Annotated in this window: 15 protein-coding genes and 2 tRNA genes; 11 read left to right on the forward strand and 6 right to left on the reverse strand. The window is 64.8% G+C overall.

Translation table 11 applies throughout. From position 1 onward, the window contains the following. Positions 1-25 precede the first annotated feature (25 nt). From RN01_RS22405 to RN01_RS22420, 4 genes are read left to right on the forward strand one after another with little or no spacing between them, the layout of a single operon-like run. The gene (locus tag RN01_RS22405) at positions 26-2,128 is read left to right on the forward strand and encodes a M3 family metallopeptidase (RefSeq protein ID WP_024569441.1); all 2,103 of its coding nucleotides are present in this window, start codon (positions 26-28) and stop codon (positions 2,126-2,128) included. 38 nt (positions 2,129-2,166) lie between these two features. Then, positions 2,167-2,622, forward strand: a complete 456-nt coding sequence (locus tag RN01_RS22410; RefSeq protein ID WP_024569440.1) for a hypothetical protein — start codon at positions 2,167-2,169, stop codon at positions 2,620-2,622. Next, the gene (gene xth / locus RN01_RS22415; RefSeq protein ID WP_017514935.1) at positions 2,619-3,416 is read left to right on the forward strand and encodes an exodeoxyribonuclease III; all 798 of its coding nucleotides are present in this window, start codon (positions 2,619-2,621) and stop codon (positions 3,414-3,416) included. Before RN01_RS22410 ends, xth begins: the two co-directional genes overlap by 4 nt. 3 nt (positions 3,417-3,419) lie before the next feature. Beyond that, positions 3,420-5,231, forward strand: coding sequence for a SulP family inorganic anion transporter (locus tag RN01_RS22420; RefSeq protein WP_017514934.1), 1,812 nt, complete (start codon positions 3,420-3,422; stop codon positions 5,229-5,231). A gap of 119 nt (positions 5,232-5,350) precedes the next feature. Here the strand turns inward: RN01_RS22420 and RN01_RS22425 are convergent, their stop codons facing one another. Next, complete coding sequence (locus RN01_RS22425) at positions 5,351-5,614, reverse strand: DUF1488 domain-containing protein (protein WP_008650441.1); 264 nt, start codon at positions 5,612-5,614, stop codon at positions 5,351-5,353. A 249-nt stretch (positions 5,615-5,863) separates the two neighbouring features. Between RN01_RS22425 and RN01_RS22430 the strand changes: the two genes are divergently transcribed. Beyond that, a tRNA-Lys gene (locus RN01_RS22430) sits at positions 5,864-5,939 on the forward strand. Positions 5,940-6,132: 193 nt separating this feature from the next. Here the strand turns inward: RN01_RS22430 and RN01_RS22440 are convergent. Together RN01_RS22440 and RN01_RS22445 are read right to left on the reverse strand one after the other, a co-directional pair. Then, the gene (locus tag RN01_RS22440) at positions 6,133-7,524 is read right to left on the reverse strand and encodes an 8-oxoguanine deaminase (protein WP_024569439.1); all 1,392 of its coding nucleotides are present in this window, start codon (positions 7,522-7,524) and stop codon (positions 6,133-6,135) included. A gap of 127 nt (positions 7,525-7,651) precedes the next feature. Beyond that, positions 7,652-8,551 (reverse strand): LysR family transcriptional regulator, encoded by a 900-nt coding sequence (locus RN01_RS22445; RefSeq protein WP_017514410.1) that lies wholly within the window; start codon positions 8,549-8,551, stop codon positions 7,652-7,654. Positions 8,552-8,672: 121 nt separating this feature from the next. On the opposite strand from RN01_RS22445, the gene RN01_RS22450 reads away from it, so the two are divergent. The 5 genes from RN01_RS22450 to RN01_RS22470 all read left to right on the forward strand — a co-directional run bounded on the left by RN01_RS22450 (position 8,673) and on the right by RN01_RS22470 (position 16,416). Then, positions 8,673-8,748 (forward strand) — tRNA-Lys (locus RN01_RS22450). Between the two features lie 253 nt (positions 8,749-9,001). Continuing rightward, positions 9,002-9,982: a tripartite tricarboxylate transporter substrate binding protein BugE gene (locus tag RN01_RS22455; protein ID WP_020379899.1), complete on the forward strand. Its 981-nt coding sequence runs from the start codon at positions 9,002-9,004 to the stop codon at positions 9,980-9,982. Between the two features lie 174 nt (positions 9,983-10,156). Beyond that, complete coding sequence (locus RN01_RS22460; protein WP_024569438.1) at positions 10,157-10,495, forward strand: hypothetical protein; 339 nt, start codon at positions 10,157-10,159, stop codon at positions 10,493-10,495. A 407-nt stretch (positions 10,496-10,902) separates the two neighbouring features. Further along, positions 10,903-11,424: a hypothetical protein gene (locus tag RN01_RS22465; protein ID WP_017514406.1), complete on the forward strand. Its 522-nt coding sequence runs from the start codon at positions 10,903-10,905 to the stop codon at positions 11,422-11,424. Positions 11,425-11,544: 120 nt separating this feature from the next. Then, the gene (locus RN01_RS22470; RefSeq protein ID WP_024569437.1) at positions 11,545-16,416 is read left to right on the forward strand and encodes an NAD-glutamate dehydrogenase; all 4,872 of its coding nucleotides are present in this window, start codon (positions 11,545-11,547) and stop codon (positions 16,414-16,416) included. 21 nt (positions 16,417-16,437) lie between these two features. Here the strand turns inward: RN01_RS22470 and RN01_RS22475 are convergent, their stop codons facing one another. The 3 genes from RN01_RS22475 to RN01_RS22485 all read right to left on the reverse strand — a co-directional run bounded on the left by RN01_RS22475 (position 16,438) and on the right by RN01_RS22485 (position 17,703). After that, on the reverse strand, positions 16,438-16,833 hold the full coding sequence (locus RN01_RS22475; RefSeq protein WP_017514693.1) for a hypothetical protein: 396 nt from the start codon (positions 16,831-16,833) through the stop codon (positions 16,438-16,440). A 69-nt stretch (positions 16,834-16,902) separates the two neighbouring features. Continuing rightward, complete coding sequence (locus RN01_RS22480) at positions 16,903-17,142, reverse strand: hypothetical protein (protein WP_017514692.1); 240 nt, start codon at positions 17,140-17,142, stop codon at positions 16,903-16,905. 57 nt (positions 17,143-17,199) lie between these two features. Next, a complete protein-coding gene (locus RN01_RS22485; RefSeq protein ID WP_017514691.1) occupies positions 17,200-17,703 on the reverse strand; it encodes a hypothetical protein in 504 nt (167 codons plus the stop codon). A 125-nt stretch (positions 17,704-17,828) separates the two neighbouring features. On the opposite strand from RN01_RS22485, the gene RN01_RS22490 reads away from it, so the two are divergent. Continuing rightward, complete coding sequence (locus RN01_RS22490) at positions 17,829-18,089, forward strand: hypothetical protein (protein WP_008650459.1); 261 nt, start codon at positions 17,829-17,831, stop codon at positions 18,087-18,089. Positions 18,090-18,091 lie beyond the last annotated feature (2 nt).

Below are 18,091 nucleotides of genomic sequence, written 5' to 3' on the forward strand. Positions count from 1 at the left end.
CGGCAGCCAATCGGAATTTGCCACCATGACTGATACTACCGACCGCGCCAGCAACCCGCTGCTTGATTTCTCCGACCTGCCGCGCTTCGCGGAGATCCGGCCCGAGCACATTGGCCCGGCGCTGGACGTGCTGCTCGCCCAGGCGCAGGCAGCCGTCGCCCGCGCCGAGGACCCGGCAACCCCCGCCACCTGGGCCAGCGCCGTCGAGGCACTGGAAGTCGCCACCGAGCCGCTCGGCCGCGCCTGGGGCGTGGTCGGCCATCTCAGCGCCGTAGCCGACACCCCCGAGTTGCGCAAGGCACACGCCGACAACCTGCCCCGCATGACCGAATTCTGGTCATCGCTGGGCCAGAGTCTGGCCCTGTACGAGAAGTACAAGGCCGTCGCCGCTGGCCCCGAGTTCGCAGGCCTTTCGCCGGCGCGCAAGCAACTGCTCGAGAACGAGCTGCGCGGGTTCCGCCTGGGCGGCGCCGAACTGGCCGAGGACAAGAAGCCGCGCTTTGCCGAGATCCAGGAACAGCAGGCGCAACTGTCGAAGGCGTTCTCCGACCACGTGCTCGATGCCACCAATGGCTACGCCCTCTATATCGAGGACGAGGCACGCCTGTCCGGCATTCCGGCCGACGCAAAGGAAGCCGCGGCGCTGGCCGCCCAGAAGGATGGCAAGGCAGGCTGGAAGTTCACGCTGCACTTTCCGTCGTACTTCCCGGTGCTGCAGTATGCGGACGACCGCGCGCTGCGCCAGACCATGTACGAGGCCAGCGTCACGCGCGCCTCGGAACTGGGCCCGCAGCACGGCAATGGTCAGGCCGACTGGGACAACACGGCCAATATGCGCGAGCAACTGACGCTACGCCGTGAAGAGGCGCATATGCTGGGCTACGCCAACTATGGCGAAGTCTCGCTGGTGCCGAAAATGGCCGAGTCGCCAGCCGAAGTGCTCAAGTTCCTCGACGAACTGGCCGTCAAGGCCCGCGCGTTCGCTGAACACGACTGGACCGAACTGCGCGAGTTCGCCGCGGCCGAACTCGGCCTGAACGACGTTGCGCCGTGGGATGTCGCCTACGCGTCCGAAAAGCTGCGCCAGAAGCGCTATTCGTTCTCCGACGACGAGGTAAAGCAGTACTTCCAGGAACCTAAGGTGCTCGAAGGGCTGTTCGGCGTGGCCGAGAAGCTGTTCTCGGTCCGCATCCAGCCGGACACGACGCAGACCTGGCACAAGGACGTGCGCTTCTTCCGCGTGGTGTCGCCCCAGGGCGCGCTGCTCGCCCAGTTCTACATCGACCTGTACGCGCGCGAAGGCAAGCGCGGCGGCGCCTGGATGGACGATGCGCGTGGCCGCAAGGAACGCGGCAACGGCACCGTGCAAACGCCGGTGGCCTACCTGACCTGCAATTTCACCGCACCGGTCGGCGACAAGCCGGCGCTGTTCACGCATGATGAAGTGATCACGATGTTCCACGAGTTCGGCCACGGGCTGCACCACATGCTGACGCAGGTGGGCGACCTCGGCGTGTCCGGTATCAACGGCGTGGAATGGGATGCCGTGGAGCTGCCGTCACAGTTCATGGAGAACTTCTGCTGGGAATACGAGGTGCTGTCAACGATGACGGCCCACGTGGAAACCGGCGCGCCGCTGCCGCGCGCGCTGTTCGATCGCATGCTGGCCGCGAAGAACTTCCAGAACGGCATGATGACGCTGCGCCAGATCGTGTTCTCGTCGTTCGACATGCACCTGCATACCGACTACGACCCTCAGGGTGCGGCATCGGTGCTCGAACTGTCGCGCCAGATCAATGACGCGAAGCACGTGGTGCCCCAGTCGCCGCTGTCGCGCTGGCCGAATACGTTCAGCCACATCTTCGCGGGTGGCTATGCTGCCGGTTACTACAGCTACAAGTGGGCCGAAGTGTTGTCCGCCGATGTTTACGCAGCATTCGAGGAAGCCGCGCAGCTCTCCGGCAGCGTGCTCGACAGCGCCACCGGCGAGCGTTATCGCCGCGAGATCCTGTCCGTGGGTGGTAGCCGCCCGGCGATGGAATCGTTCGTGGCATTCCGCGGCCGCGCGCCGCAGATCGACGCGCTGCTGCGGCACGGTGGCATGACGGAAGCAGCAGTCGCTGCCTGACCGCCACCCACCCCGCCCTGCCCCCAGGCGCTCGGACCATGAACATTCCTTTCCCGATTCGCAAGGAATGTCCACCGGGCGCCTGCGTCTGCAATCGCGACGCGCTGCTGGCGGATCCCCACGCCGATCTGCGCATCCTGCAACTGACGCAGCAGGAAGAGAAGAAGCTGGTGGACCGGCTGGAGAGCATTGCCACACTCGATGAACTCGAGCGGATGAAGACGAGGATGCGCGAGTTGCTCGGCATCGAGGTCCGCATCACGCCGAGCGACAACGTGGTACGCACGACGCGCGGCTTCCGCATTGAACTTGCGGACCAGCCAGGCCTGTGCCGCAAGACCCGGCAGGCGATCCCAGCCGCGATCCGCCGCAGCATGGATACCCATCCGGAAATCGCCTACGCGATCCTGGACCAGCGCGGACTCCTTGGCGGCATGGACGCCATCGGCGACGCGCACGGCGACAACGACAATCCAAACAAAAACGAGATATGAGAATCGCAAGCTGGAACGTCAACTCCCTCAAGGTACGTCTGCCGCAGGTACTGCAATGGCTAGGCGCTCAGGATGCCGCGGGCACGCCGATCGACGCGCTGTGCCTGCAGGAACTGAAGCTGCCCGATGACAAGTACCCGCTGGCCGAACTCGAAGCGGCCGGCTTCCATAGCATTTTCACGGGCCAGAAAACCTACAACGGTGTGGCGATCCTGGCACGCAACGCGGCCATGCCCGTGCCGACTGACGTGGTGCGCAACATTCCCGGCTATGAGGATGCGCAGCAACGCGTGATCGCCGGCACGTACGGCGACGTACGTCTGATCAGCGCGTACTTCCCGAATGGCCAGGCGCTGGACTCGGACAAGTTCGTCTACAAGCTCGACTGGCTCAAGGCCATGATCGAGTGGCTGCGCGCCGAAATGGCCCGGTATCCGAAACTCGCGCTGCTGGGCGACTTCAACATCGCCCCGGAAGACCGCGACGTCCACGACCCGGCCAAGTGGGAGGGCCAGAACCTGGTCTCGCCGCAGGAGCGCGACGCGTTCCAGACATTGATCGGCCTGGGTCTGGTCGACTCCTTCCGCATGTTCGAACAGCCCGAGAAAATGTTCTCGTGGTGGGATTACCGAATGATGGGTTTCCGCCGCAATGCCGGGTTGCGTATCGACCATATCCTGCTTTCGGCCGACCTGGCGCGGCAGTGCGCGACGTGCGTCATCGACAAGGAGCCGCGCCGCTGGGAGCAGCCGTCTGACCACACCCCTGTCGTGGCCACGCTCACGCTCGGCTAGCCGATGCGTGCGAATCTGGCCCTGACGCGCTGCTTTCCCTGGCTCCCGCGCGTCACGCCGCTGACGCTGCGCGCCGATCTGGTTGCCGGCCTGCTCGGCGCGGTGCTGGTGCTACCGCAGGGCGTGGCCTTTGCCACGCTGGCGGGTCTACCCCCGCAATACGGTATCTATACGGCCGTGATCCCCTGCATCGTCGCCGCCCTGTTTGGCTCGAGCTGGCATGTGATGTCGGGACCGACCAACGCCAACTCCCTCGCGCTGTTCGCCATGCTGAGCCCGGTGGCATTTGCGGGCAGCCCCGCCTATATCTCGCTGGCGCTGGCGGTCACGATGCTGGTCGGCATCCTGCAACTGGCGGTAGGCGCGCTCCGGCTCGGATCGCTCGCCAACTTCATTTCGCCATCGGTACTACTCGGTTTCACCTGTGGCGCCGCGACCTTGATCGGACTTCACGCGCTGAAGGATCTGCTCGGGCTTGCCGTGCCAACCGGCACGAGCGCATTCGGCGTGGTGCGCTTCCTGCTCGACAATCTCGACACGGTCAGCGGAAGTGCGTTGATCGTCGGCGCCGTGACGCTGGCGGTCACGCTGCTCGTCAAACGGATCTCGCGCCGCGCGCCTTTCATGCTGATCGGCCTGCTCGCCGGCTACGGCGTGGCGCTGCTACTCAACTCCACTGGTTGGGGCGCCGCCAGGCATGTGAACGTGGTGGGCCCGATTCCATCGGCGATCCCGCCGTTCCATATCCCCGACATCAATTGGCGCACGGTGCCTGACCTGCTGGGCATTGCCTCGGCACTGACCATCGTCGCGCTCGGCCAGTCAATTTCGATTGCCAAGGCCGTGGCCTTGCGCTCGGGCCAGCACATCGACGCCAACCGCGAGTTCATTGGCCAGGGGCTGTCGAATATCGCGGGCGGATTCTTCTCCGGCTACATTTCGTGTGGATCGCTGAACCGCTCGGTCCCGAATTTCGAGGCCGGCGCGCAGACGCCAGTGGCCAGCGTGTTCTCCGCGCTGCTGCTGGTCGTGCTCGTCATGGTCAGCGCCCCGTTGCTGGCGCAGATTCCGCTGGCGGCGATCTCGGCCATGCTGCTGCTCGTGGCCTGGGGCCTGTTCGATTTCCAGCGCCTGCGCCGTATCGCGCGACTATCACGCACCGAGTTCGCGATCGCGGTAGGCACGTTCGTCGCCACGCTGGCGATCCGGCTCGAGATGGCCGTATTGCTCGGCACGATCCTGTCGCTCGTCGCGTACCTGTATCGCACCTCGCGCCCCGCCGTGCGCAGCCTCGTGCCAGATGCCGATGACCCGGGCCGCCGCTTCACACCGTTGGACGAACTGCGCCGACCCCAACCGGAATGTCCGCAGTTGAAGCTCCTGCGCATGGAAGGCGCGATCTACTTCGGCGCCGTGCAGTACGTCACCGATCGCCTGCACTGGCTGCGCACGGTCAACGCCAGCCAGAAGCATCTGCTGGCGATGACCAAGAGCATGAACTTCATCGATCTGGCCGGCGCGGAGATGTGGGAAGCCGAGCTGGCCGAGCGGCGTGCAGCCGGCGGCAACCTCTATTTCCACCGTCCGCGCACGCAGGTCCTCGAGACTTGGGAACAGACCGGTTTCACCGCCAAGCTCGGCGACGACCACATCTTCCCCACCAAGCGACAGGCGCTGCACACGATCATCGGCAGTCTTTCGCCCGACATCTGCGCGCAATGCCAGGCGCGCATCTTCGAGGAATGCGCGCAGCGCCCGGGAGCCGTGCCGCGCTCGCCACAAGCCAACGCGTCAGACGCAGCGGCCTCTGCCTGAGCGGCAATCGGAACAACCAGACGTTGATGTAAGACGAAAGACGGTAGGTATGTGAGCGCGCCGGCCGGTCTACGCGTGAGACGTAGCCGAAGCCGGCGGCGGAGGGGTGCGCCGCCGGGTCAGACCGGCGCCACGTGCGCGCGCTTGACCACGATAGGTTGCGGCACGCCCTGCTCTATCAGCACCAAGGCCGCGCGCTCGATCGTTTCACGACCAGCACGGAACGCCTCTTCGAGCGACAGCACCTGGTCGGCACTAAAGCCTTCCCACAGCGCCTCGCGTGTTACGACACATGTCACTTGCTCACCATCGACAATCGCGTGGAACAGCAAACCCTCGTTGTTGATGTCGTAGCGGTCTTGCTCCTGGAATTTGATTTCCATCATCACAGCCCTCCAATATGCAAGTGGAAAAGCATCCTAACATGGCTTGGCGGAAATCGTCTTCGATCCCATGCGTGGAAATTTGAGAATGCGATGTGTCTCAATGCTCGTCACGATGTCGGACGATTTCCCATCGCGGGGCACGAGCATGTCAGCCGTATATGTCAGGGCGATGTGCAGGCTAGTTGAAGAATCTCTCATCAAAGATTTGACAAAGCCAAAAATGCTGCTAGAATCTCGGTCTTCGTCGGGGCGTTAGCTCAGTTGGTAGAGCAGCGGACTCTTAATCCGTAGGTCGAGTGTTCGAGTCACTCACGCCCCACCAGACACCAAAAAGGCCGGAAGCAGCAATGCTTCCGGCCTTTTGCTTTGATGGCTTGGCGCCGCTCAATGCCGAGTCCCGAGCCACCGATGTCGCGCCGGTGCCGTCCAGCGCATGCGCCATCGCGGCACACCAGCCCCAGCACCGACCGGCGTTGATGTCATCCGCTCATCAAACGCCGGGCGCTTTCAACGAATCACGCACCCGCCGCCTGCGCGCGCTCGAACAGCGTGCGCGCCAGGCGCCGATGATCTGACAGCACGTTCGGCAGATCCGCAGTCAGCAGATGTCCGTCGCGAATCACCACGCGGCCATTGATAACGCTCATCGACACATTGCCCGGCGTGCAGAACACCAGGGCCGCCACCGGATCGTGCCCAGCCCCGGCGTAGCCGACGCCAGACATATCGAAGGCGACGATATCCGCCGACATACCCGGCGCGAGCGCGCCAATGTCATCCCGATTCAGCACCTTGGCCCCGCCAAGCGTGGCAGTCTCGAGCGCCTCGCGCGCGCTCATCGCGGCCGGGCCATACCCGACCCGCTGCAGCAGCATCGCCTGACGGGCTTCGCCAAGCATGTGCGCGCCGTCGTTCGATGCACTGCCGTCGACGCCGAGGCCCACAGGCACGCCGGCGTCGCGCATCCGGCGAATCGGCGCGATGCCGGATGCCAGCCGCATGTTGGAGCAAGGACAATGCGCCACGCCCGTGCCGGTACGGGCGAACAACGCCACCCCCTCCTCATCGAGCTTCACGCAGTGCGCGTGCCAGACATCGTGCCCAACCCAGCCCAGATCCTCCGCGTACTGCGCGGGCGTCATGCCGAACTTCTCGCGCGAGTAGGCAATGTCGTTGTCGTTCTCCGCAAGGTGCGTATGCAGCGACACGCCGTAGTGGCGCGCCATCTTCGCGGACTCTCTCATCAGGTCGCGCGACACTGAAAACGGCGAGCACGGGGCCAGCACCACACGCAGCATCGCGTGCCGCGACGCATCGTGATACTGCTCGACCAGCCGCTGGCTGTCGCGCAGGATCGCTGCCTCGGTTTCCACGACGACATCGGGCGGCAAGCCACCCTGGCTACGGCCGACACTCATCGAACCGCGTGCCGCGTGAAAACGCATGCCAATCTGGCGCGCCGCGTCGATCGAATCGTCCAGGCGCGATCCATTCGGATAAAGGTACAGGTGATCGCTGGTAGTCGTGCATCCGGACAGCATCAGCTCGGCCATCGCAGTCTGGGTCGACACGCGGATCATCTCCGGCGTCAGGTGCGACCAGAGCATGTAGAGATTGGTCAGCCACCCGAATAGCTCGGCATCCTGCGCGGCCGGCACGGCGCGCGTCAGGCTCTGGTACATATGGTGGTGGGTGTTGACCAGCCCGGGCATGACCACATGTCCGCGCATATCTATGACCTCGGCGCGCCCCTCGTCGGCAAGCCGGCGGTATTGCTCGGGCAACTCGGCCGTGGGCCCCACCCACTCCACCGCTGGCCCGTTCGCGACCAGCGCGCCATCGGCAATTTCGCGCCGCTGCGCGTCCATGGTGACGAGTACGTCGGCGTGCTGAAGGATCAAAGTCATGGTGATGTGCATGGGTTGTGAACGTTGCGCAGTCTACGCAACGCCAGTACGCACCAAAAGCGCAGAATTTCGCGCTTGGTGTCCACAAAATGAGGACACCTGGATCGTGAACCGTGGACGGGCGGAACTAACGGAACAGGCCGTCCAGCGCCGTGCCGATACGCTCCGCCATCAGTTCGGCTGCGGGACTCAGCGGCGCCCGCACCCGCGCAACCATCCTCAACGCTTGCTGCCGTAGATCGCTGTCGCGCAGCGGCACGAACACCACGGCGCCACGCGCGCGCTCATCCATCACATCGAGCGGATTGAGCAGCGCCACGCCAGCCCCGGCCGCCGCGAGTCGCTGGATCAACACGACCGAGGTCGATTCCACAGCGGACGTCACCTCGACCGACTGGCGCGCGAAGGCGTCGTCGACGAGCGCGCGGATTGATAGCGAAGGCGCCGGGAGGATCAATGGATAGCCGGCGCACTCCGCCAGCCGTGTCGACGGCTGCGTGGCCAGGGGATGCCCCGGCGCCACCACCGCGCCAATCGACCAGTCACGGCTGGCCATCACGCGGAACGCCGCCACCTCCGGCAAGTCGTAGCCGAGCCCCAGGTCTGCGTCGCCCTGCTCCACCGCCGCCACAATGCCGGCCACGGGCAGGTCCGCCACACGCACCACGATGCCAGGATGATGCTGGCGGAAGTCGTGCACGAGAGATGGCAGCAGGGAGCCCGCCAGACCCGACGTGGTCGCAACCGTGACCATGCCGCGCCGCGCGCCCTTGATCTCGGCAACGCGCGCCTGCAGCGCCTCATGCTCGCGCAGCGTCTGCCGCACGTGAGCGAGCACCATCTCGCCCAACGGCGTCAGGTGCAAGCGGCGATTGATCCGATCGAACAGCGGCGCCCCCAACTCCGCCTCCAACTCAAGGATCTGCCGGTTGATCGCAGTTGGCGCCACGTGCAGATGCTCGGCGGCGCGGCGGATCGAACCACGGCGCACAACTTCATCGAGATAGCGCAGGACACGGGCGTGCATGACGGATGGGAGCCATTGAGACAGTGGGCGCATTGTAAGCGGCACCTGACATGCCGATGAAAAAAATGCGAGCAAGGGCTTGCGCAGTATTCGGTACCTTGATAGAATCTCTTTCTTCGTTGGGGCGTTAGCTCAGTTGGTAGAGCAGCGGACTCTTAATCCGTAGGTCGAGTGTTCGAGTCACTCACGCCCCACCAGCGAATTCAGAAAAGGCCGAAAGCAGCATTGCTTTCGGCCTTTTGCTTTGGCGCTCCCGCAGAGTTTCCTGCTTCATACGCGCGTCATTGCTCACCCGCTACGCTCTCCCTCGCGTATCCACGGGTTCTCCCCGATTCCCCGCCCCCTCCATTTCACGGTTGAATGCCCGTCGACGTACATCACGGAACGAAGTTCCGTATTGCGGAACCAGCACAACTAGCAACACGTACTAGCAACACCTGGAGGCATCTTTTGAAAGCAGTTCTGAATACGGGCGCCATCGCCGCCCTCGCCGCCCTCGGCCTGACCCAGACCGGCATCGCCCACGCACAAGCGTATCCGACCAAGCCGATCCGCCTGATCGTGCCGTTCGCCGCCGGTGGTACCACCGATATCGTTGGCCGTGCCGTATCTGACGCGATCGGCCGTGAACTGGGTCAGGTGGTGGTGGTGGAAAACCGCGGCGGTGGCGGCGGCGCGATCGGCGCCGACGCGCTGGCCAAGTCCGCGCCTGATGGCTATACGCTGGGTATCGCCACGGTCAGCACGATGGCCACGAACCCGGCCACCAACCCCAAGAACCCGTACGACCCGATCAAGGACTTCGCGCCGATCACCAACCTGGTGAACGTGCCGAACGTGCTGACCGTGAACCCGAAGGTGCCGGCAAAGAACCTGAAGGAATTCATTGCCCTGGTGAAATCGAACCCCGGCAAGTACAGCTATGCGTCAGCCGGCAAGGGCAGCATCTCGCACCTGGATGGCGAGCTGTTCAAGTACATCACCAAGACCGATATGGTCCACATCCCGTACCGTGGATCGGGCCCGGCGCTGAATGACACGCTGGCCGGACAGGTCAACGCGCAGTTCGACAACCTGCCGTCGTCGATGCCGTTCATCCAGAGCGACAAGTTGCGCGCCCTGGCCGTCGCCGCGCCGAGGCGCGTGGAAGGCCTGCCCAACGTGCCGACGTTCGCGGAAGAAGGCATGAAGGACATGAACAACATGGCCTGGTATGGCCTGGTGGCCCCGGCGGGCACCCCTGCCGCCATCATCACCAAGGTGCACGATGCGGCGGTCAAGGCCCTGCAGGATCCCAATGTGAAGAAGCGTCTGCACGACGCCGGCGCCTACCCCGACGGCAACACGCCGCAACAGTACGCGGCACAGATCAAGCGTGAACTGGAACTGCGCAAGAAGATCGCCGTCGATCAGAACATTACCCTGGAGTAAATGGCGCAATAAGTACCGTATGCCGGCCTTGTGACGTGGCTGTCTCGCCGCCTGAACATTGTTACTACAACTTTCGCTAGGCGAGTGTCCACGATCACCGGTACAGTACAGATGAAGTCATTTTTTTCCTATTTGCCGGGCCCGTAAGCCCGGCGGTTACCTGTGAGGATGATGATGCTGAAGAAGACCGTACCGACGCTGGTTGTTGCCGCCCTGGCTGCCTTGGGCACCATGCAACTGGCCCATGCGCAGAAGAACTACACGGACGGCGGCGATCTTTACAGCGGGGCCCACTCGAAGGACAAGGCCAACCCGAACAAGAGCGCGGCCAAGTCCGGCAAGTTCGATCCGTACACCGACGGCGCCAAGAAGTCGACCAAGTCGGAACTGGCTCCGGGCAAGAAGGCTGACCCGTACACTGACGGGGCGAAGTCCGGCAAGTTCGATCCGTACACTGACGGCGCGAAGTCCGGCAAGTTCGACCCGTACACCGACGGCGCCAAGAAGCAGTAAGCGTCGTCCTTCATGGCCCCCGTTCTCAGGCGGGGGCCATGTTTCTCTTTCCTTCCGCATTTCCCCTTCCGCATTACCCCTCCCCCGCCTCCCACGAGTGGATTAGCCGTCGCTCCCACGCGATTGAGATCCGTCACTGCGTTGCCGCTGTCACGCAGGTTTCCCGCCCCCTTCCAGCGCACCAAGCGGCGCCCGGTTCGCCTCATCCGAAAGACTGACTAGGACATACCCGACCTGTCACACCAATGTCTCTACATTGCTGCTAGTGTTCGGCCTACCAATGATTTCGAGCAGTACCAGGCGTGACCTGCCCGCGTTGAGAGGCAGGCACCCAAGCCGCCCGGGCCGGCCAATGCACCGGCCCAGATTGCATCAGGCGGCAACCCTAATATGGGAGACCTGAGCTAATGCAGCCCAAAGCACTCGATACCCACGAACCCGTAGTGCTCGCGCTGGTCGAGGCCGTCACGGCCTGGCAAGGCGCGCTTGAACAGACCCTGGGCGTATCGGGGCTGACCTATCCCAAATGGCTGCTATTGCGGGCAATCCGCCACGAGGAATTCGTACGCGGCAAGCCGTGCGAAACCGCCATCTTTCTCGATGTCGCGCAGAGCGAGCATATGCTGGGCGAACTGAGCGACGATGGCTGGCTCAGTTTCGATGCCGACGGCACGCCTCGCATCGCGCCGGCGTCGGTCGCGCGGATGAAACGCGCGGCGCAGGCCATCAAGGCCCTGCACTCGGTATCCGCTGGTCAGTTCAGCACCTCGGAGCGCGCGGCGCTAAGCAGCTTGCTGCATCGCATGACCACCACGCTGGAAGACCACGTTGCGCGCCATATTCGCCATGCGGCGTGGGAACGCGACGAGATGTCGATGGTCGTGCCGGACGAACTCCGCCGCGTCGCGCAACAGGCTATCGCCGCCTGACCGACCCGCACCGCAGCCATGACGCCCCGCCCCGCGCGGGGCGTTTCTGTTTTGTCACCCGGGCAAGGCAATTCTTTCCTACAGTGTGATCATGCACCGGCACGCCGCCGAGGAGACGCCATGCCCCCGGAAAACGAAGAAAAGGTTGCGCAGTTGCTGGATGAGTTGGTCGCGTTCGCGCACGAACGGCTACCGGCTGCGACGTTCGGGATCGTCGAACCCCTGCTGCGGCACTACTACGACCTGGCGGATGGCGAGGACCTGCTCGCACGCAACGTGGCCGATCTCTACGGCGCCGTCATGGCGCACTGGCAGACGGCGCAGAAGTTCGTGCCGGGCACCGCCCGATTGCGCGTCTACAACCCGAACCTCGAGGAACACGGCTGGCACTCGGACCACTCCATCGTCGAGATCGTCAACGACGATATGCCGTTCCTGGTCGATTCGGTCACCACGGAGATCAACCGGCACGGACTGACACTGCACTCGGCCATCCACCCGGTCTTTCGCGTCTGCCGCGACGCGCGCGGCGGCATCGAGAGCATCGGCCTTGGCGGCGGCGAGATGGGCGCCACCAACTGCCGGCTCGAATCGTTCATCCATTTCGAAGTCGACCGCACAGGCGAGGCCACGCAACTCGAAGCATTGCGCAATGCCATCGCGCGCGTCCTCGGCGATGTGCGGGTAGCCGTGGAAGACTGGCCGCGCATGCAACAGATTGCGCGCGACACAATCGGCGGCATGGCCCAGGCCCCAGATGCCGCCACGCCGGAGTCGGTGGAAGCACGCGCGTTCCTGGAATGGATGCTGGACGACCACTTCACGTTCCTCGGGCATCGCGACTATGAGCTGATCTCGCGCGATGGCCAGTTCTGGCTGCGCGGCGTGCCCGGCTCCGGCGCAGGCATTCTGCGCGAGGCCCTGCGCGACCCTGCGGCCGAAGACCTCACGTCCCTGCCCGCGGCCGCCCGCAGCGTCATCGAAGGCGCCACGCCGATCTTCCTGACCAAGGCCAATTCGCGCGCCACGGTGCATCGACCCGGCTACCTCGACTACGTTGGGGTCAAGCTGCTAGACGCTAACGGCAAGCTATTCGGCGAACGCCGTTTCGTGGGCCTGTACACGTCCACGGCCTACATGGTCAGCACCAGCGAGATCCCGCTGGTACGCCGCAAGTGCGCCAACATCCTGTCGCGCGCCGGCTTCCTGACCAAGGGTCATCTATACAAGTCCTTGATCACCATCCTGGAACAGTACCCACGCGACGACATGTTCCAGGCCGACGAAGACGAGCTGTTCGACATCACGCTCGGCATCCTGCGGCTGCAGGAACACCAGCGCACGCGCCTGTTCGTTCGGCGCGACCGCTTCGACCGCTTCATCTCCTGCCTGGTGTTCGTGCCGCGCGACAAGTACAACACCGACCTGCGCCAACGCATTCAGAAGTTGCTGATGCAGGCGTTCAACGGCACGGGCTGCGAATTCACGCCGCTGCTATCCGAATCCCCGCTGGCACGTATCCAGATCACGGTGCGCGGGCAGCCCGGCACGATGCCAGAGGCCGATACACGCGAGCTCGAAGAGCGGATCGTGCAGGCCACGCGCCGCTGGCAGGACGACCTGTCCGCCGCGCTGCACGAGACCCGTGGAGAGGAGCACGGCAACAGGTTGCTGCGCCGCTATGGCGACTCGTTCCCGGCCGGCTATCGCGAGGACTATCCCGCGCGTACCGCCGTGCGCGATATCGAACTGATGGAGCACGCGCGCCAGCATCCGAACGGCCTGGCCATGAACCTGTATCGCCCGATCGAAGCCGCCCCTGGCGCGTTTCGCTTCAAGGTGTTCCGCGCTGGCCTGCCGATCGCGCTGTCGGCAAGCCTGCCCATGCTCGAACACCTGGGCGTGCGCGTCGACGAGGAACGTCCCTACCTGATCGAACCCGACGCCGGCGACCCGATATGGATTCACGACTTCGGCCTGGAGATCGCCGCCGACCATGAAGGCCAGCCGGTCGATATCGAGATCGAGCGCGCCAAGCCGCTGTTCGAAGACGCTTTCGGACGCGCCTGGAATGGCGAGATCGAGAACGACGACTTCAACCGGCTGGTGCTGCGGGCGGGCCTCGCCGCGCGCGACGTGACGATCCTGCGCGCCTACGCCAAGTACCTGCGCCAGGTGGGCTCCACGTTCAGCAACGCCTATATCGAACAGGCGCTGGCGGCAAACCCGCGTATCGCGGCGATGCTGGTCTCGCTGTTCGTCGCCCGCTTCGACCCGGCCGTTGCCGCCGCCGGCACACCCGACGATGCCCGCTGCCGCAAGCTGCTGGCCGATATCGAATCCGCGCTCGACCAGGTACCGAATCTCGACGAGGATCGCATCCTGCGGCTGTTCCTCAACGTGATCAGCGCAACTGTGCGCACCAATTACTTCCATCACGACGCGGACGGTCATCCACGCCCCTACATTTCGTTCAAGTTCAATCCGGCGCTGGTACAGGGGCTGCCCGAGCCGCGACCGATGTTCGAGATCTGGGTCTACTCGCCACGGGTGGAGGGCGTGCACCTGCGCGGCGGACGCGTGGCGCGTGGCGGTTTGCGATGGTCGGACCGGCGCGAGGATTTCCGCACCGAGGTGCTGGGCCTGATGAAGGCGCAGATGGTCAAGAACACGGTCATCGTGCCGGTCGGCTCGAAGGGCGGCTTCGTCGTCAAGCGGCCGCCGCCGCCCACCGATCGCGATGCGTTCCTCGCCGAAGGCGTGGCCTGCTACCAGACCTTCCTGCGCGGCCTGCTCGACCTGACCGACAACCTCGTCTCCGGCAACCTCGTGCCGCCACCCGAGGTGGTGCGTCATGACGATTCGGACCCGTACCTCGTGGTGGCAGCCGACAAAGGCACGGCCACGTTCTCGGACTATGCGAACGCCATCTCGGCCGAATACGGTTTCTGGCTCGACGACGCCTTCGCCTCCGGTGGATCGGTTGGCTACGACCACAAGAAGATGGGCATCACCGCGCGCGGCGCATGGGAAAGCGTCAAGCGGCACTTTCGCGAGATGGGCACCGATATCCAGGCCACGCCATTCACGGTGGTCGGCATTGGCGACATGTCTGGCGACGTGTTCGGCAACGGCATGCTGCTGTCGCCCCACATCAAGCTCGTGGCTGCGTTCGACCATCGCCATATCTTCCTCGACCCGGATCCGGACTGTGCGAAGAGCCTGGCCGAGCGCGCGCGCATGTTCGATCTGCCGCGTTCGAGCTGGGCCGATTACGACGCCACGCTGATTTCCGCGGGTGGCGGCATCTATCCGCGCACGGCCAAGACGATCGCACTCTCGCCGCAGGTACAGGCCGTGCTCGGCATCACGGCGGCATCGTTGCCTCCGGCCGAACTGATCCACGCGATCCTGATGGCCCCTGTGGATTTGCTCTACAACGGCGGCATCGGTACCTACGTCAAGGCGAGTACCGAAACCCACCAGCAAGCCGGCGATCGCGCCAACGACCCGGTACGTGTCAACGGCAACGAACTGCGCTGCAAGGTGGTGGGCGAAGGCGGCAACCTCGGTTTCACCCAGCTCGGGCGTATCGAGTTTGCCCGCCACGGCGGCCGTATCAACACGGATGCCATCGACAATTCCGCCGGCGTCGACTGCTCCGACCACGAGGTCAATATCAAGATCCTGCTTGGCATCGTAGTGGCCGATGGCGAGATGACCGAGAAGCAACGCAACAAGCTGCTGGCCGAGATGACCGACGAAGTCGGCCTGCTGGTGCTGCAGGACAACTACTTCCAGACCCAGGCACTCTCGGTCGCGGGCCGCGTGGCGCCGGTGCTGGTCGATGCCGAAGCGCGGCTGATCCGCTGGCTGGAACGCGCGGGCCGTCTCAACCGGCCGCTCGAGTTTCTGCCCACGGACGAGGACATCACCGAACGCAAGGCGCTGGGCGCCGGACTGACATCGCCCGAACGCGCGGTGCTGCTGGCCTACAGCAAGATGTGGCTCTACGACGAACTGCTTGCATCCGATATCCCCGAGGATGTGCTCGTGGCCGGGCTGCTGGCCGACTACTTCCCGCAGCCGCTTCGCCAGCGCTACGCGGAGGCCATGCAGCGCCATCCGCTGCGGCGCGAGATCCTGGCCACGCACCTGACCAACATGCTGGTAAACCGCGTCGGTGCCACGTTCGTCCATCACCAGATGGAAGAAACCGACGCGCGGCCCGCTGACATCGTGCGCGCCTGTCTGCTGGCCCGCGATGTGTTCGGGCTTACCGGGCTCTGGGAACGGATCGACGCGCTCGACAATCGCGTCGAAGACGCCGTGCAGGCGCGCATGTTTGGCGATCTGGCGCGGCTACTCGAACGCGCCACGCTCTGGTTCATCCGCTATCTGCGGGCGGGCGGTACCGTGGAGCCGGGTGCAGCCAGGTTCGTCGATGCAGCGCACTGGCTCACGCCACAATTGCCGACGCTGCTGCCGCCCGAGCCATCGCAGGCCATGGCCGAACGCGCCATGGCCCTGACCGAAGCCGGCGTCGACGAAGATCTGGCGCTACGTGTGGCGGCCAGCGATATCGCGGCGGCGGCGCTCGACATCGCGGAGGTCTCTGGAACATGCGGCCGCAGCCTTGGCGCCGTGGCGGGGGTCTACTTCGCCCTGGACACCGAACTCAACTTCGGATGGCTGCGCGAGCGCGCGCTGTCTCTGCCGGCGGAGACGCACTGGGATCTGCTGGCGCGCACGACCACGCTCGACGATCTGGGTCGGCTCAAGCGTGCGTTGACGACGAGCGTGCTGGGCCAGTCGCGCGACACGGATGACCCGCAGGCGCTCATCGAGGGCTGGCGTGGCACCCGTCAGGCGGCGCTGGACCGCTATGCCCAGATGCTGGCCGACCAACGCGCCTTGGGCGTTTCAGGCGTGGCGGCCTTGTCGATGCTGTCGGTCGCGGTCAGGGAGATCGGCTTGCTCGAACGCGCCTGAATCCGGCTGCCACCCATGGGTTCAGGCGTGACCGTCCTCGTCATCGATGACGTCGTCATCGTCCATGTCGCGCAGCGGCGCCAGGTCGTCGTCATCGGAAAGGTCATCCGGCTCGCCGCCCCGCGCGCGAAACTCGAGGCCAAGCCGCAGGAACAGGTCGAACGCGTCCGCCAGCAGATGCTTCTGCCGTGGCAGCAAGCTGGCGTAGGGCATGTCGTAGATCGACTGGTGCGTGCCGCGCGCCCCCTTGAGCCCGCGATCGCGCGCAATGTCGGACAGCAGGGCTGCAAAACCCGACAGGTCCTGCGCCACGAGCGCGGTATTGAGCACGCGCGCGATGACTTGCGGCGATGCGGCCGCCCAGCCGATGACCTCGGCGTTAGAAGCGGAGTCGTGGGATAGGTCGCTGATTTCCATGGCTTTCTTAACGGCCCCGTGCACGCTGGCTTGAGCCGCAACCGCCACGCTCCCCCTTAGGAGGGGAAGTCAGCTTCGCCGGCGCGGCGGTGTGGCGCGCTTCGCCTCGGCGCTGGGCGGCGTCTTCGCGACATGCTCGCGCGGAATCTGCTTGTAGGTGACGGCGCCATCGCGCCCTTGATTGGCCTTCAGGTGGTTACGCGCGCCGCAGAGCGGGCAGCGAAAAAGCGGGCCCTGCCCCTCGTTGTGGATATCCACCTCGTCGGGCGCCCAGCGCGCACCGCAAGACTGGTTGTGGCAAAAAAACATTGTCGACTCCGGAAATTGCGGCGAATCGTAACATGCGACCCCGCCAGCGGTGGCGGCCTAGCCGTTGTTCTGGACCCAGTGCCGCGCCCATGCGCCGGCCGCCATGCGGGCCTCGGCGGCCGTGGGGTACGTGGCAGGCGGGCCACCCGCCTCCTGCACCACCGCGCCGGCTTCCCAGATGTCGCACCACGCCTTGTATCGTTCCCTGCCCAGCGCCTGCCAGAACAGGTGCACGACAAACCCCCGGTATTCGAACATGTCCGAGCCGCTTTCCGGCGAGATGGACGCCCGCACCATCGCGCGGGGGTCCTGCGCCGTGGCTGCGTCATCGTCATCGGCAACTTGCCGCGCGCGACGCATCCCTAGCGCGGCGCACAGGCTGGCGGCCAGCGCGCCTGCCAGAAGGCCCGCCGCGAACCAGCAGATCCTGCTCGTGAACTGCGCATCACGCTGCAACATCGGCATCTCCGTCTGCGGACGGATGTCCGGAGCTTCGTTGCGTTTCAGGTTACACCAATGCGACGTCGAAGCCAGCCCCGCGTCGCACACGCGGTCCTCCATGAAAATCAGAATCCGGCACGTGCAATGGGTGGACAAGCTGGATATACTGTACATCCATACAGTATCGGAAATCTCCAAAACATCTCCGAAACATCCCCAAACCATCACTTCGCCGCCGCCCTGCCATGCCCGCCTATCAGCCTGCCTCGATCCTGCTGGAAGCCCACTACTTCGGTGACGATGCCGAGATGCTGCGCCTGCCTTGCGCGAGCGTCACGGTTCAGAGCGGCGCAATTCTCGTCGATGGCGTGGAGATCCGGCATCTGCATGCGCTGCGCTGGACGCCGGACTACCTCTCGTTCAGCGATGGCGGCGACCACCATCGCTACCCGGTCAGCCGCCCCGCCGTGATCGGGCCACAGGCCGCGCGCTTCGCGCTGCTCTAGTA

The organism is Cupriavidus sp. SHE, assembly GCF_000812445.1.
GTDB classification, from domain to species: Bacteria; Pseudomonadota; Gammaproteobacteria; order Burkholderiales; family Burkholderiaceae; genus Cupriavidus; species Cupriavidus metallidurans.

Bases quoted from the DNA above. Each gene is read 5' to 3' on its own strand.
- RN01_RS22465 (WP_017514406.1), top strand. From the start codon at position 10,903: ATGCAGCCCAAAGCACTCGATACCCACGAACCCGTAGTGCTCGCGCTG.
- RN01_RS22460 (WP_024569438.1), top strand. From the start codon at position 10,157: ATGCTGAAGAAGACCGTACCGACGCTGGTTGTTGCCGCCCTGGCTGCC.
- RN01_RS22475 (WP_017514693.1), bottom strand. From the start codon at position 16,833: ATGGAAATCAGCGACCTATCCCACGACTCCGCTTCTAACGCCGAGGTC.
- RN01_RS22440 (WP_024569439.1), bottom strand. From the start codon at position 7,524: ATGACTTTGATCCTTCAGCACGCCGACGTACTCGTCACCATGGACGCG.
- RN01_RS22405 (WP_024569441.1), top strand. From the start codon at position 26: ATGACTGATACTACCGACCGCGCCAGCAACCCGCTGCTTGATTTCTCC.
- RN01_RS22425 (WP_008650441.1), bottom strand. From the start codon at position 5,614: ATGGAAATCAAATTCCAGGAGCAAGACCGCTACGACATCAACAACGAG.
- RN01_RS22490 (WP_008650459.1), top strand. From the start codon at position 17,829: ATGCCCGCCTATCAGCCTGCCTCGATCCTGCTGGAAGCCCACTACTTC.
- RN01_RS22480 (WP_017514692.1), bottom strand. From the start codon at position 17,142: ATGTTTTTTTGCCACAACCAGTCTTGCGGTGCGCGCTGGGCGCCCGAC.
- RN01_RS22410 (WP_024569440.1), top strand. From the start codon at position 2,167: ATGAACATTCCTTTCCCGATTCGCAAGGAATGTCCACCGGGCGCCTGC.
- xth (WP_017514935.1), top strand. From the start codon at position 2,619: ATGAGAATCGCAAGCTGGAACGTCAACTCCCTCAAGGTACGTCTGCCG.
- RN01_RS22485 (WP_017514691.1), bottom strand. From the start codon at position 17,703: ATGGAGGACCGCGTGTGCGACGCGGGGCTGGCTTCGACGTCGCATTGG.
- RN01_RS22470 (WP_024569437.1), top strand. From the start codon at position 11,545: ATGCCCCCGGAAAACGAAGAAAAGGTTGCGCAGTTGCTGGATGAGTTG.
- RN01_RS22420 (WP_017514934.1), top strand. From the start codon at position 3,420: ATGCGTGCGAATCTGGCCCTGACGCGCTGCTTTCCCTGGCTCCCGCGC.
- RN01_RS22445 (WP_017514410.1), bottom strand. From the start codon at position 8,551: ATGCACGCCCGTGTCCTGCGCTATCTCGATGAAGTTGTGCGCCGTGGT.